The 15362-nt window shown below is 37.7% G+C and carries 14 protein-coding genes; 4 read left to right on the forward strand and 10 right to left on the reverse strand.

Translation table 11 applies throughout. From position 1 onward, the window contains the following. Positions 1 to 56: 56 nt before the first annotated feature. The 3 genes from CXF79_RS17320 to CXF79_RS17330 form a co-directional block, all read right to left on the reverse strand. Entirely contained in the window at positions 57 to 1448 is a 1392-nt protein-coding gene (locus CXF79_RS17320; protein WP_101156786.1) for a cbb3-type cytochrome c oxidase subunit I, read from the reverse strand. A 3-nt stretch (positions 1449 to 1451) separates the two neighbouring features. After that, positions 1452 to 1898 (reverse strand): c-type cytochrome, encoded by a 447-nt coding sequence (locus tag CXF79_RS17325; RefSeq protein ID WP_011041450.1) that lies wholly within the window; start codon positions 1896 to 1898, stop codon positions 1452 to 1454. Between the two features lie 262 nt (positions 1899 to 2160). Next, positions 2161 to 2496, reverse strand: a complete 336-nt coding sequence (locus tag CXF79_RS17330; protein WP_011041449.1) for a cupredoxin domain-containing protein — start codon at positions 2494 to 2496, stop codon at positions 2161 to 2163. A gap of 163 nt (positions 2497 to 2659) precedes the next feature. Here CXF79_RS17330 and CXF79_RS17335 point away from each other — a divergent pair, with 163 nt between their 5' ends. From CXF79_RS17335 to CXF79_RS17350, 4 genes are all read left to right on the forward strand, one after another. Continuing rightward, entirely contained in the window at positions 2660 to 4111 is a 1452-nt protein-coding gene (locus CXF79_RS17335) for a COG3014 family protein (RefSeq protein ID WP_101156788.1), read from the forward strand. Between the two features lie 75 nt (positions 4112 to 4186). Beyond that, complete coding sequence (locus tag CXF79_RS17340) at positions 4187 to 4660, forward strand: YcfL family protein (protein ID WP_101156790.1); 474 nt, start codon at positions 4187 to 4189, stop codon at positions 4658 to 4660. Between the two features lie 70 nt (positions 4661 to 4730). Continuing rightward, on the forward strand, positions 4731 to 5333 hold the full coding sequence (lpoB, locus tag CXF79_RS17345; protein WP_011041446.1) for a penicillin-binding protein activator LpoB: 603 nt from the start codon (positions 4731 to 4733) through the stop codon (positions 5331 to 5333). Between the two features lie 16 nt (positions 5334 to 5349). Beyond that, on the forward strand, positions 5350 to 5832 hold the full coding sequence (locus tag CXF79_RS17350) for a glycine zipper 2TM domain-containing protein (protein ID WP_101156792.1): 483 nt from the start codon (positions 5350 to 5352) through the stop codon (positions 5830 to 5832). Between the two features lie 65 nt (positions 5833 to 5897). On the opposite strand, the gene CXF79_RS17355 is transcribed toward CXF79_RS17350, so the two are convergent. The 7 genes from CXF79_RS17355 to CXF79_RS17385 all read right to left on the reverse strand — a co-directional run bounded on the left by CXF79_RS17355 (position 5898) and on the right by CXF79_RS17385 (position 15001). Continuing rightward, positions 5898 to 7193, reverse strand: a complete 1296-nt coding sequence (locus CXF79_RS17355) for a sensor histidine kinase (protein WP_101156794.1) — start codon at positions 7191 to 7193, stop codon at positions 5898 to 5900. A gap of 10 nt (positions 7194 to 7203) precedes the next feature. Further along, complete coding sequence (locus tag CXF79_RS17360) at positions 7204 to 8511, reverse strand: sigma-54-dependent transcriptional regulator (protein WP_101156796.1); 1308 nt, start codon at positions 8509 to 8511, stop codon at positions 7204 to 7206. Between the two features lie 299 nt (positions 8512 to 8810). Then, the gene (locus CXF79_RS17365) at positions 8811 to 10025 is read right to left on the reverse strand and encodes an ABC transporter permease (protein WP_101156798.1); all 1215 of its coding nucleotides are present in this window, start codon (positions 10023 to 10025) and stop codon (positions 8811 to 8813) included. Positions 10026 to 10046: 21 nt separating this feature from the next. Continuing rightward, the gene (locus CXF79_RS17370) at positions 10047 to 11345 is read right to left on the reverse strand and encodes an ABC transporter permease (RefSeq protein ID WP_101156800.1); all 1299 of its coding nucleotides are present in this window, start codon (positions 11343 to 11345) and stop codon (positions 10047 to 10049) included. Beyond that, positions 11338 to 12099, reverse strand: coding sequence for an ABC transporter ATP-binding protein (locus CXF79_RS17375; RefSeq protein WP_101156802.1), 762 nt, complete (start codon positions 12097 to 12099; stop codon positions 11338 to 11340). The genes CXF79_RS17370 and CXF79_RS17375 overlap by 8 nt, the downstream gene beginning before the upstream one ends. A 95-nt stretch (positions 12100 to 12194) precedes the next feature. Continuing rightward, positions 12195 to 13466 carry an efflux RND transporter periplasmic adaptor subunit gene (locus tag CXF79_RS17380; protein WP_101156805.1) on the reverse strand — a complete coding sequence of 424 codons (1272 nt, stop codon included), beginning with the start codon at positions 13464 to 13466 and terminating at the stop codon, positions 12195 to 12197. Between the two features lie 713 nt (positions 13467 to 14179). Next, complete coding sequence (locus CXF79_RS17385; protein ID WP_101156807.1) at positions 14180 to 15001, reverse strand: crotonase/enoyl-CoA hydratase family protein; 822 nt, start codon at positions 14999 to 15001, stop codon at positions 14180 to 14182. Positions 15002 to 15362: the final 361 nt, after the last annotated feature.

Here is a 15362-nt window from a genome sequence, read left to right on the forward strand (position 1 = left end):
AAAAAAAAGCCGCGACAGTGTCACGGCTTTTTGTCAGTCAACAAGACATATTTACATTATGCTTGAGCTTTTTTTTCTGTAATGAAGAAACTAGTGATGTAAGAAATCAAACCTAGAAGGAAGATAACACCAGAAATTTCACGTAACCAGTAGAAGATAGCAAGTTTATCTTGAGTTGCCATAAAGCTTAAAGCTTCACCAGACTCAGGTAAACGTTGTAACCATACTTGTAAGATACCAGCACCTGTTAAGAACAAGGTGATAAATACCATAGCCACTGTCATTAACCAGAAGCCCCACATTTCAACTACTTGCGCTTTGTTACAGTTAGCTTCACCAATACCACGTAACTTAGGCATAGCATAAGAGATAATTGTCATAACAATCATTGCATATGCGCCGTAGAAAGCCATGTGACCGTGAGCTGCAGTAATTTGCGAACCATGCGTGTAGTAGTTTACAAATGATAATGTATGTAAGAAACCCCATACACCAGCACCTAAGAATGCCATTACCGCAGTACCTAATGCCCATAATGTAGCAGCTTTGTTAGGATGTTCACGACGACGACGGTTAACCATATTAAATGCATATAGTACCATAGCGAAGAAAGGTAGTGGTTCAAGAGCTGAGAAGATAGAACCAACCCACTGCCAATATTCAGGTGTCATTAACCAGTAGAAGTGATGACCAGTACCTAAGATACCTGAGATAAGTGCCATCGCAATGATTACGTATAACCATTTTTCAATTACTTCACGGTCAACACCAGTCACTTTGATTAATACATAAGCCAAGATTGCGCCCATGATTAATTCCCAAACACCTTCTACCCATAAATGAACCACAAACCACCAGAAGTATTTATCTAATGCTAAGTTAGTTGGGTTATAGAAAGCGAATAAGAAGAATACTGCTAAACCTATTAAACCAGTCATCATCACCATGTTAATGGCAGTTTTACGACCTTTTAAGATAGTCATACCTAAGTTAAATAAGAAACCTAAACAAACAATAACAATACCAAGTTTAGTAATCGTTGGTTGTTCTAGGAATTCACGACCCATAGTTGGCCATAAGTGGTTAAGCGTAATATCAGCTAGCGTTGAATAAGGTACTAATAAGTAACCTAAGATAGTTAATACACCTGCTGCAGCAAATACCCAAAATAAAATAATTGCTAATTTAGGACTGTATAACTCAGTTTCTGATTCTTCGGGCACCAGATAATAAGCAGCCCCCATAAAACCAAAGAGTAACCAAACAATCAATAGGTTGGTATGCACCATACGAGCTACGTTAAATGGAATTATTCCACCTAAAAAGTCGCCAACTACATATTGCAAACCCATGATCAGACCGAATAATATTTGGCCTACAAACAAGATCATAGCAAAAATAAAATAAGGTTTTGCTACGGCTTGTGATTGATATTTTAAAGTATTCACGCCCTACCCCTCAATGTTTGGTGGCCAGTTATTGGCGTCTAGCTTTGATGTCCATATAAGGAACTCAGCTAAATCATCAATTTCTTGGTCATTTAAGTGGAAGTTAGGCATTTGACGACGACCTGGAATGTTTAATGGCTGAGCATTCATCCAACCATTTAAGAAAGCTTTAAAAGCTACTTCATTACCACCGCCGCGACGGTCATATACGTTCATTAGTTCTGGAGCAAAATATGCGCCTTCACCAATAAGTGTATGACAACCAATACAGTTGTTTTTTTCCCATAAGTGTTTACCGCGTTCAACCGCTTCGGTAATATTTTCTCGATTATCCCGTTTGGGCATCTCTTTTACTGTGTGAAAAGTCAAAGCTAAGAATATTAAGAAGAAGAATATACTTCCACCGTAATAAATATTCCTTGCCATGCCTTTAGTAAAGCTCTCTGACATGGTGTTTCCTTAATGAAATAGTTCATGCGTAAGTTTTATAAAGCAAGTAGATGATAGCGAGGAAGCTTAGTAAGCAACTTGATGGAAATCAAGTTTTCGAGGGGTTGTAATAAATAGTTACATAATTAGGAGTAATTTTGCGCTATATCAAAAAATTTGCTTTTTTATCACCTTATTTCATCATAAAAAAAGGCTATAACCTCAGTTAAATTAAGGTTATAGCTGCTAAATAGGCCGCTTTATATCAACAACATTTTTAAGGTTATTGCTGAGATTTTTTAACGATAACCTTACCTTTCATCTTAGGATGAGGGCCACATTCATAGGCAAATGTACCTAACTGATCAAATTGTCGCTGATAGCTTTCATCAGGAAAAAAGTAATCTGGCTCTTCTTCACCAGAGCCTTTAAACCAAACATTGTGGTATTGACGTTTTTCAATGTTTTTCCAAATCACTCTATCGCCAGCTTCAATGGTTACTTCGCTGGGAATAAACTGTTTTTTATATATTTCAACAATGACATCTTTAGCTTGTACTTGGCTTGTACCTATAAACAGACTCATCGTCATAAAGAGCCATACTCTTTTATCTATCATCATTCATCCTTATTTAATGCATATTTAACCTAAGGGTACAGTGTTTTAATTCATACCCATTTATTCTAGATCACTCTTCATGTGTTTCATAATGTTGCATAAACTTACACTTTTTATACAGCTATCTTCTTGCTATATACTGTTAACAAGATAAGCTACTAATATGCTGAATATTCCTTCCAAAATCTCGATAATCCTACTACTTTCATTAGCACTAAGTGCTTGTGCTGGCACTTCATTTAGTGATTTATTTAGTAACTATAATAAACAGATGCAAGGGGCAAAAAATGCTCAACAGCAAGGTAACTTCGAACAAGCAGTATCATTGTTACCAGAGCGCAGTGAAAGCAATGGCAGTTATGGTTTAAGTTTATTAGAAAAAGCCCGTTTAGAGTTTCTCGCCAATAATCACACACAAAGTCAGCAAGACTTTGCCCTAGTATATCGACAGGTTCAGCAAGCGGAACAAGCAGCTAAAATTCAACTAAGCCGTGGTATAGAAAACATTCAAGCAGTTGTTAGTAACGACAACGCAACTCGATACGACATTCACTACTATGAACAAAGTATGCTGCATTGTTACCAAGCACTTAATTACTTAAACCAAAATGATCTCTCTGGTGCTTTAGTTGAAATACGACGCGCGAATTTAGTTCAGCAAAAAGCCTTACAAGCCAATCAACAAGCACTTTTTGATAGCCAAGAAGAAATGTCAAAAAAAGGCGTGAGTTCTGAAAGCTTAGCAAGTAAATATCCATCAATGAGTACCGCCATTGGCAAGGTAAAAAATGGTTTTCAAAATGCCTATACCTTTTACTTATCTGGCGTACTTTACGAAGCCGCAGGACAAGCCAATGATGCTTATATAGACTATAAAAAAGCATTAGAAATTTACCCTCACAACGTAACCGTGCAAAAAGATGTCTGGCGCTTGGCTACTAAGCTTGGCATGACTAATGACATTCAATTATTCGGTAACCGTTTTTCTAGCGATATTACCCAAAGCACACGCCAAAATATTAATGGTCAACAAGCTTTAACTAAAGGTGGCCAACTTGTTGTGCTTGTTGAACAAGGCATCATCCCGAGTAAACAGGAAGTATCCATCCACCTACCCATTTTCACTAGCCACAACGATATGCGCTTTTACAGTTTAGCTTTACCTAGTTACCAAAATCGCTTACGCCAATACTCTGGACTCTCATTAAATTATCAAGGCAATACCTATCAGTCTCAAGAGATTGTCCGCTTACAATCTCTTGCCGCTAAGCAATTACAAGATGAGATGCCAGCGATTGTCACCAGACAAGTTGTGCGTCTTGTTGCTAAAGAAGAACTGAGACAACAAATGAGCCGCAAAGGTGGTGATGTCGGTAACATTTTAGCCGGACTTTACAATATAGCGTCTGAAAAAGCAGATACTCGCAGTTGGAGTACACTACCCGATAGTATTCATATACTTCGATTAGACTTGGCGCCTGGCCAACAAGAAGTAGAATTGAACATTAACGGCAACAGTCGCACTATCACGGTTGAAATTAACGAAGACAGACAAACCTTAGTAAAATTAACCTCAATCGGAAGTTATACTAATTATCAAAGTATCAATCTTTAAATTAAAGTACACAGTGAAATATCACCTAAAATATTAGTTAAGCATAGCGCCCTGTTAAACATGGAGTACTAAACAATGAAAAAAGTTAAAATGATGACATCGACTACAACAAGACGTTCCGCACTGTTAATCGCAGCGTTGACGGCAACGTTACTGATCAGTGGTTGTAAAAATGTTCCGCCGGTTACCTCCGGTATGGGCAGTGATCAAATAGCCCCAGGGCAAAAATTCAGTAAGCATTTACAGGTGCATAACCCAGAGTTAGGCAGGAAGCTTCATATAAGTGATATCAGATCTCGAACAAATAATGATTTGCTTGAAATTAATTTATCACTCACGAGTACCTATGAAAAAACACTCAAACTGCAATATCAATTTACTTGGTTTGATAAAGATGGCTTTGTGATTGAAGCCGGTAAAGCCCCTTGGAAACCACTTGATTTGCATGGTATGCAAACCGAAACAGTACCTGGATTAGCACCAACGAATCAAGTTGCATCGTTTAGCCTCTATGTACGAGAAGTACCGGAAAAATTCTTTAAATTTTAGTATTGAAACGATAATACTCAACCCAAAAAATAGCATATTTACTTATTCAAATTAGTTAGAGGAAAACCAAATGAAAAAACTTATTATGATTACCAGTGTCGCACTAACACTAACTCTTGTTGCCGGTTGTACCAATAAATCTGTAGTACGTTATGGTGATGCGACTGAAGTTGAAACAACGGATATTAGTTTTGGCTCTACTGACCTACAAAAAGTAGCTGGTGATATGACTGACTCATTACTAGTATCTCCTGTCGTAGGTACACTAACAGCAAACACTCGCCCTATTATGTTCGTTGAAAGTATTAAAAATAAGACCAGTGAACACATTGATACCGAATCAATTACTGACTCTATTTCAACCAAATTACTTCGTTCTGGTAAATTTAGATTTGTTGATATGGGCCGAGTAGCAGCTGCACGTAAACAGCTTGATTACCAACAAAGCAGTGGTATGGTTGATCCAAACAAAGCGATGCAATTTGGTAAGCAAGTTGGTGCGCAATATATGCTGTATGGCAACTTAGCTAGCATAGTTAAATCTAATAAAGATCAGTCAGATGTTTATTACAAATTTACCCTTCGTTTAATGGATTTAGAAAGTGGCTTAGTCGAATGGGCTGATGAAACTGAAATCCGTAAAACCAAAGGCAAAGAATTTGTTAGCTGGTAGCTAGTGAGGGGGACGTATGAAATCGTTATTATTAACAAGTTTAACCCTATTCACATTCTTCTTTAGTAATTTAGCTGATGCAGACTATGACAGAAACAAAGCAGTACCTGTTGAACAGGTACTCTTTGGCACAGTAATTTCTGCCAGAAACGTTAGCCAAGAAGAATTAATTCAAGATAAAAATAGCGGTTGGAAAACCTTTGGTGGCGCACTTATAGGTGGCGTCATTGGCAATCAATTTGGTGGTGGTAGCGGCCGAGATATAGCCACTGTATTAGGTGCTGTTATTGGCGGTAAAATTGCCAATAATCGTAGCCAAGATAAAACAGTCGTTATTCAGCTTGTCGAGTTAATGATAGAAGTTGACTGCGCTGAACAACAATGCCAGCAATATATGGTGATTCAAGATTATGATTCACAAATGGTCTTTCATCACCAAGATGCGGTGAGAATGGTTTACCTTGCCAATGGTAATGTAAGAATAGATAAACAGTTTTGATGATTTTTAAAGTGAACCTTTTATAGGTAACATCTACATCAATTGACTATTTTATTCACTAATATTTAGCTTAATGGTAAATGCACGTCTACTTGTAAGCCGCCTTTAGGATGGTTATTTAAGGTGATTTGACCTTGATGACCATCACTAATTTCCCGGCAAATACTCAAGCCAATACCGCTACCATCTGCTTTTGTTGAATAGTAAGGTAAAAATGCTTTTTGTAATACCTCTACTGGCATACCGGTTCCAAAATCTCTTACGGTAATAACTAACTTACCCTGCTGACTACTTACACTAACAACACAACGTTTTTCAGCATTACCTTTGTCTGGACATGCTTGTTGCGCATTTTTCAGTAAGTTTATTAAGAGCTGTTCAATTTGGCTCTCATCACCGGTAAACATCAAACTATTATTCTGACAACTTAAGGTAAACTGATACAATTCTTGTAATTGTTTCAAGGTTTTTATTAAATCAAACGACTGCTTTTTCGGTTGAGAAAGCCGTGCCAACTGACTATAACTTTGAATGAATTCTGCTAATTTATTTATCCGCTTAGAGATAGTAGCGAACACTCGGATGAGCTGTGGTTCATTTAAACGTTCTGCCAGTATATTACCGCTATGACACATAGAGCTAATAGGTGCGATAGAATTATTTAACTCATGATTAATAACCCGTATTACCTTTTTCCATGTTTGTAACTCTTGTTGATGCATAGCTTTAGTTATCGGTTTGAGTAACGTTAACTGATGACGACTTCCATGTAATTTCAAATGATGACGAGACAAGTGCCAGCTATGCTCTTCATTAGTTTCAGCTAACAGTAATTGAATGATGGCATTATCTTTATCATTGTGTGGAATTAGCTCGGGTAACTTCTCATCGAGTAGCGTAGCCCAAGACATGCCCAACATGCTCTTTTGATTAAAAAAGTATTCTGCGGCTCTATTAGCAAAAATAATGGTATCTCTGTGATTCACTAAAACGGTGACTACATCCGAAGCATTAACGACCTTATCTAACAAGAGCTCCCTTTGATAAAGCGATTGTTTCTCTTGTCTTAGCTTATCAGTCACTTGATTAAAGAGAGCTAACACTTCAGATTGGCTTTGACTTTTATTGGTCTTTTTATCCGCTAAGGTAATAGAGAAGTCACCATCTTGTAAGTTACGTAGACCATGTAATAACGTCTGTAGGATCTGATGAGTTTGTCGATGGTAATGCTGATAACGCATAACGGCTAAAGCAATCAACAGTATTGTACTTATAGAAAATAACCAAGGTGAGCTAGGCAATAAAAGAGAGAAGCTAACGATAAAAGCAATATTGATGAGAATGAGTTGTACGATTAACATATGGATTCAACTAACATAATGACTCTACATCTATTTGATATTTTTCTATACGGCGGTATAAAGCTTGTCGACTTAACCCTAACTCGAGTGCAGTATGTTTGATCACGCCGTTATGCTTAATCAGTACTTGCTCAATATTTTCCTTTTCATCTAACGCGGGTTCTATTTGACTCGAAGCCAATTGAAAGTCACTTGGTGCTAAGATGTTACTATTAGCAAAAACTAACGCGCGCTTACAGGCATTCTCTAATTCACGAACATTACCCGGCCAAATATAATCCGTTAACGTTTGTGCTGCTTCATCACTCAATGAACAATCATTGCCGATAAAATATTGTGCTAGCGGAACAATGTCAGCTTTTCTGTGCGCTAAATCAGGTAAGTTTAACTCTATAACATTTAACCGATAATATAAGTCTTCCCGAAAAGTACCTTGCTGAACAGCTAAACGTAAATCGGCATTAGTGGCACTAAGTACTCTCACATCGACTTTCAATGTTGCGTTAGCGCCTAAGCGTTCAAATTCACCGGTTTGCAATACTCTGAGTAATTTCATTTGACCTGCTAAGGTCAAATTAGCGATTTCATCTAAAAATAATGTGCCGCCATCCGCGGCTTCAAAACGACCAATCCTCGCTTGATTGGCTCCCGTAAATGCTCCTTTTTCCGCACCAAAAAGTTCTGCTTCCATTAAGTCATGAGGTAAAGCCCCCATATTTACTTTAATAAAAGCACTGTTATAACGCGGTGACTGTTGATGAATATAATCGGCAAGCTTCTCTTTGCCTGCACCGTTAGCTCCAGTAATTAATACATTTACGTTTGCACCCGCTACTTTGCTAGCTTGAGATATCAAGGTTTGCATTTCTTGGCTTTTATAAATGAAATCATCCGCGGGCTTTTGACTGCTCTCGCTTTGATTGTTCTTATTTTGGTTTATATTGGAGTTTAGACTATATTTTTCCACTAACTCTAGCAGTTTCACATCATCCCAAGGCTTTTGTAAGTAGTCCGTTGCGCCACTTTTCACCAAAGATATGGCTGTTTCTAATTGAGTCCACGCGGTAATTAGGATGATAGGCAAATCACTATTTAGTGCTTTCAAAGCAGTAAATAGTGACTTGCCTTCTTTTCCAGAGGTGATACCTTGCGCGAAATTCATATCTTGAATCACTAAATCAACACGTTGATGAGATACAGCCAATAATGCTTGTTTCTCATTTTCAGCCGTCAGCACAGCATAACCATGCAAACTTAATAACAACTCAAGGGCTTCGAGTATATCGGGGTTATCATCAACGATTAATATTTGTGGCATTTCGTTCCTTTAAAGATGGTTACCAGCTAAGCTTTTTGATTATCATTTCCTAAGTATCTTGTCAGACGTGGCATGGATGTTACTTATTAGAGAGTGCATACCTCAAAAGCTGGTTCTTCAATATTAACAACCTCGAAGATGACGACCAACAAGTACCTAAACAGTTTGCCGTCATTCCCGAAGTTTATTGTCGGACGTAGCATGGATGCTACTTATTAGAGAATGCAGGATGCACATTCTCCTGAATCCAAGGTTCAAGAACTAGATCTTCGACAAGAAAACTCGAAGATGACAACCACCTATACCGTTCTAGTTGCAATCACGGGTGGAATATTACTAGTCTTTATTGCGGGGATCAAAGTTGCGATCGTACCTGCGATAAAAATGACAGCACTTGCTAGTAAAAACATCATAATATCTGGTTTACTCAAGCTAATATACTGACTTAATAATATATTAAATCCTAAAGCCATCACCAAACCTAACGCACAACCAATACTGTATACTAGCCAGTTTTCCGTGAGTACATATAAAAGAATATCTTTTTTACGTGCTCCTAACGCTCGTCTAATGCCAATGTATTTTTTCTGACGTGATATATGAAATTGTGAGTAAGCATAACTGCTAATAGCAGTAACAAATATCATTAGCCCACATAGTAAGAGAAACAATTCGGCTAAACCTTTATCGTGACTATAAAAGCGTTTCATATGCTCTGCCATAGTCATTATTCTGTATATATCACGCTCGGCTTGGACTGCTAAAATGGTGTCACTCACTTTATTACGCACTGCCTCAACTTGACCTGGGATCACCTTAAGTAAGTAATATCGACCAGTGAAGATAAACTCCATTACACGATTCCCAAAAACACCGTATTGCTTATCTATGGGTAATGTCGGGTCAAGCATAATATCTTTTACCACGCCCACAATGCGACCATTATTGGTTTCTTGTCCTAATGCCGAACCTTCACCATAGAGCGCTTTTTTCAATGACTCCGTAATCAGTACATTGCCATTCTCATTACTACCAAAATCAAGTTGATCATCTTTCGTTAAAAAACGCCCTTCAAGTAATGCCAATGCTAGCGTACTGCTTAGCTCTTCATTCGTTAGAAAAATCTTTGAATCTTGCAGATATATATCACGACGAACAATTTCAGGGTCATCTAGATCATATACATTACCTAACATGCCTCTAGTATTTATTGGTAGTTGATTCATGAGTGAAACACTTTCAACACCTGAAAGTTGATTTAATTGGTGTAAATCTTGACTCACAATTGATCGATAATAGTCCAAGTTACGGTATTCACCCGATGTCGGATGCAATGAAACAATCAAGGTATTGTCTATATCTAGGCCCGTATCTTGGGCCAATTTATTATTAGTATCTACGGCTAAAATAACACTATTTATCAGCAAACCTAACGTTATCGCTAATTGTAAGATTAATAAACCCGTAGTAAATTTTCTTAATAATAAGGACTTAAGTAGTGCTTTAATATTCATAATTTTTCCTTATTTGTTTGATTACTTAAGTTCAGCAGAAATACTGTAACGATTAGCGCGATATAGCGGGTACAGAGCACTGGCAATTGAAGTCACTAATGCCAACAACATTCCTAGTACGAGTAACTTGGGCTCTAAAACAGCGATATTTGCTAAGCGTGGTAAAAATTGCACAGATAACTTTAGAAACAACCAACTCAACACTAACGCTACCGCACCAGTAAATAAGCCTAATAACACACTCTCAGTTAAACCCTGCACCAGCATATGTCGGTTACTCGCACCAATAGCACGTCGTAAACCCACTTCAAACTTTGCGGCATGAAAGCGTGAAAGTAATAAACTACTGGCATTGAAAATACAGACAGACAAAAACAAAACTGAAGCTAAAGTAAATGCCAATACTTTTTGATCTACAACCTTATTCACTTTTAGCCACTCATTAACATTATGTAGTTCATTTTTTATTACTAAAGGATGCTCCCCAGCATCTTTAAGTTGTTGGCTATAGTTATCTAAATAGCTTTGCAATGCTGGTTTTTGATTCACATTTTCCAACTCAACCCACGCTTGTAAGTAATAAACATCTTTATCACGCGTTTCTTCAATGCCAGTATAATCAACTGCAGATGAGCTGCGCGCATGTATCGACCAACCTAAATCTATTGCGGTTTCAAGTGGTGCAAATATATCATCGGTTAAGTTAAAGGCTCGTCGCTCTGTCGGATGGTAAAACAAGGGACGTAATACCCAAGGTTTCAAAACACCCACAATCGTAAGTAATTCACCATCAAGCTCGAGTGTTTTACCCACACTGTTTTTACCCGCGAATATCTTTTGGTTTAATTCATCACCAATAACTATTTCCATACCTCTACTTTTTTCAAATGCCGCTCCATAAGCAAAAGGTGCATTAGTGAGTTCAAAGAAACCTGGAGTAGTGGCTCTCACATCTGAATCAAACCGTTTCATACTGTTGGACTCTGCATCCCTAGCATAAACGCCAGAGGCATAAAATATTGCGCTGCCTTTAGTTAGATTTGATTCAGCGATCGCCATAGCATCTCTATAGCGCAATATATGCATAGGCTCATCAGGTGGTTGATCATCAGGCCAAGTATTCATATTAATATGAAATAAATGAGCACTTTTTTCTGGTATGGGATCACTTGCCATAGAGTTAACTAAAGCAAGGTTTGCACACAATACGCCAACACCAATAGACAAGGTCAGAATGATTAAAAAATACAGAGTAGGAGCGCGCTTAAAACTTTGCATTGCCAAAGTGAGGTTATAAACAAATAGACTATCACTACGCATTTTCCATTTCCTCGGCTACTGATGCACTCACCGCAGCAGAGATTGTTTTACCCTTGGTTTCTGTAGCTCGGTCTAACGGTGCGTAAATTTTGAAATCAGCAAGTTGACCATCAATCACTTGTACATTGCGATTTACTTCGCGTGCTTGGTCTGGATCATGGGTAACCATAATGATGGTAGCGCCACCTTTGTTTAGATCGTGCAATATTTCCATCACTTGGCGTGCCATTAATGAATCAAGGTTACCTGTTGGTTCATCGGCTAGTAATATTTTCGGTTCACCTGCTAACGCTCTAGCAATAGCAACACGCTGTTGTTGTCCACCTGATAACTGACTTGGAAGGTATTTGAGCCTCGACGCTAAGCCCACTTTTTCTAACGCTTGTTCAACTCTACGCTTTCGTTCACTCGCGCTAAAACCACGATAACGTAGTGGCATGTCAACATTATCAAAAATACTATAATCTGGTATGAGGTTATAATTTTGAAAGATGAAACCTATTTTTTCATTTCTTAACCGCGAAAGCTCATCATCTTTTAAACCCTGCACACTCACACCATCTAACTCATACTGGCCTCGGTCAAAGTTATCAAGTAATCCTGCGACATTCAGAAAAGTTGATTTTCCTGACCCTGAAGGACCCGTTACCGCAACAAACTCTCCTGCTTTTACATTCAATGAAAAGTCTCTTAAAGCATGCGTTTGAATAGTATCACTTTGATAAATTCTGGAAATGTTGTTCATATTTAGCATGGTAGTTCCTTTTATATTTCGTTTTATTTAAAAAAGATTCATCAAATGAACACTTCTTTAATTCAGTTAACTCTTATTGAGTTACACGATGATGTTTAGCCGCCTAGGTAAATTTGTTCTGCTTTATTGAAATCTACGTAATCTGAGGTAATGACTTGCTGGCCAACGTCAATACCCGATGTGATTTCGATATATTCAACGCTACTCGTTCCAGTCGTTATAGCTGTCTTGTCTGCATAATTATCTTCACTAAGTTTGAAGATAAACTTACCACCTAAAGATCCCATAAAAGCACCGCGTTTAACCATGAGTACATTTTCTTTTTTCTCAAACTCTATACGCGCATTGATACGTTGATTTTGTCTTAATTGAATATTTTGTGAATTCTTTATTTTAGCTCTTACCGTTACTTGGTTACCTTTCACCTCAGGCGAAATGGCAATGATTTCACCGCGTACTGAAACCCCTGATATTTTCATTGAAACGTCTAAACCAATACCTAAATCATCTGCATAAAACTCTGGCACACTCAACTCAGCTTCATATTCAGATAAGTCGACAATCGTCATAATTGCGGTATTAGCGGCAATGGTATTTTTCTGTGCAACAAGCCAATTACCTACCACACCTTTGACGGGTGCTTTGATTGCTAATTCATCATGACGACGTGACAGTTCTTCCAAGATAAGCTTTTCTTTTTGTACTAGAAAGTCTCTATGCTGTTTCTCAAATTGTAATCGCTCTATCGAAAACGATACTCTTTTTTTAGCATGCTCAAATAATCGTTTTGCATCAGTGACCGCATCTTGACTTTTTAACCAATCAACCTCACTGATGATTTGTTTACCGTATGATATTTCTGAACGTTGAAATTCACGCTTAGCTACATTCAACTTTGATTGTGCTGCATTCATATTACTTTCAAGATCAAGTTGTGCTTCTTTATCTGCTAATACACCACGATTAGCATTGATGCTCAGTTGCTCTAGTGTTGATTGTTGTTGTTTAATTAAAGCATCTAACTCAGGACTCATTAAACGAGCGACTATTTGATTTAATGCCACAGCCTCACCCGGTTTCGCTAATAACGTTATCTTGCCAATCTCAGTGCTATACAGTTGTGGTGCATTTGCTGCCACAGCTTTACCAGAAACAACGACATCTCGAATTAGATCACCTAAGATCACGGTTTCAATATTGATGCTTTTACGATCAATGGTCGGTATTGATGAATACCACTGAGACAACGTTGGAAAAGTAACGTATGACAAAGCACATATGAGTGATAGGGTCAGCAGTATCTTCGTCAACGCTACCTTTTTTGGGTTTGCTATAACCTCATCCTGTCCGCTTGCTCCTTGAATCATAGTCTTCTACTTAATTATTTATCAATGACCAAGTATTGCAGATTCAATGCCACAAATTAAAGCAGCTTAAGTTACTGTAATTATTATGTTAAATATCTATTAAATATCCCTGAGTGTCCGAACGGACGCTGGATGTGTCCGCGACTGTCCGTATGACATAACACGGACACTAACTATAGAGGTGATAAATGGATTTGATGGTGAGGAGAGAGTTTACTAAGGTGTGATTAACATATGGAAGTTAATAACTACAAGACTAGGTTTTGATATTAATGCAGTAGACAAAAAAAGGATAATAGCTAAGCTGCAAATTATCCTTTTCAGAGTATTGTTCAGCAGTGCAGTAGCGATTGGACTAATTTATTAAGCAATAAACGGGAATTAATCCGTTTGGTATAATACCAATTGAACTAATTAATTGATCAACTTAGAGCTATATTAGCGAGCTTAGAACAAACAAAATGACTTAAACATAGTTATTCTATATTTCATTCATTTAGTGATGTTATCAGTTTGCTAATGAGCTCCCGAAGGGCGAGTTTAAAAGGTTTACATGCGGCGTTATTGGTTTTGACAAGGACGCTGCATGGATATAGCTTATTAGAGAATGCAGGAGCATATTGTCCTGAACAACCATTTTCTTCAATCAATGCCTTGCCTCTAAGCCTTTTAATTCTCGCTAAGTGGTCAATAAATTAATGCACTTGGTATAACTACCAATTTTTTCTGTTAATGAATTCTCTTGCTTTTTTATCTTGGTTAATTTGATTGTAAGTTTTAATCGCTCTATTTTTACCTATTAAAATTTTGATTTGATAATAAGATTCTCTAAGAAGTGCAAGTCCAGGTTTGCTCCACCAACTTCTGTTATAGAGCTTTTTAGTTGCTGCTATTGAATCTGGTGACTGCTGAGATATTATTTCGGCTAGCTTTATCGCTCTCTCAAAAGGTTCATCGTCTACATAGGTAACTAAGCCATATTCAAGCGCTTGTAATCCTGTAATAACTTCTCCTGTCATCGCAAGCTCTTTAGCTTTATCCAGTCTTAACAACTCTTTTAATGCTAGCGTTCCTCCCATATCGGGTATCAAACCCCAACGAGATTCCATTATAGATATTGAGGCGTCAGGTGTAGATATTCTAAAGTCGCCACCCAAGGCAATTTGCAATCCTCCTCCCCAACAACGACCTTTGATGACCACGATTACAGGCGCTGGTATTTCTCTCCAACCCGTTGAAACATACTGAGCTAAGTTAGCTCGCCAAGGTAACAATTTAAGGAGTAATTCAAGCGGTCCTTTTGTTGACGACATTACCGATTTAACATCTAATCCAGAACAGAAGTCATCACCATTACCTGTAACAATTACTGTCCTGATACTTCGGTCTGCTTTCAAGCGTTTAATGGTTTTTCGGATCGCATGAAACATTAATATATCTAACGCATTACATTTATCAGGCCTGTTCAAGCTAACATAGGCTATGCCGTCACTTATTTCGAGATTCACTCTTTGTTCAATATTTTTACTAGGCATAACAGGTACTCTGATCCATTAGTGGTATGACCACTAACCTAACGTATATTTTAGATCATGTCGATTAGAAAAACTGCTAACTTGCAATAATCACATTAACATCTGAATTTAACTTAAAGCTAGTGCTCCAGTTTTAGACATAGATTGTGAGAGTCTTTAAATGCCAGAAAGCAAAAAACCCGTAGCGTAAGCGACGGGTTTCTTTAAAGAGAAGTTTAGCAATATCCTACTCTCACATGGGTTTAACTAACCTAAGTCACACTACCACTGACGTAAGGGCTTTTACTTCACTATCTGAGAAATTGTTCAAATACCAGACAGCAAAAAGCCCGACTCTTTCGAATCGGGCTTCTCTAATTAA

This window comes from Colwellia sp. Bg11-28 (assembly GCF_002836245.1).
Taxonomy (GTDB): domain Bacteria; phylum Pseudomonadota; class Gammaproteobacteria; order Enterobacterales; family Alteromonadaceae; genus Colwellia; species Colwellia psychrerythraea_A.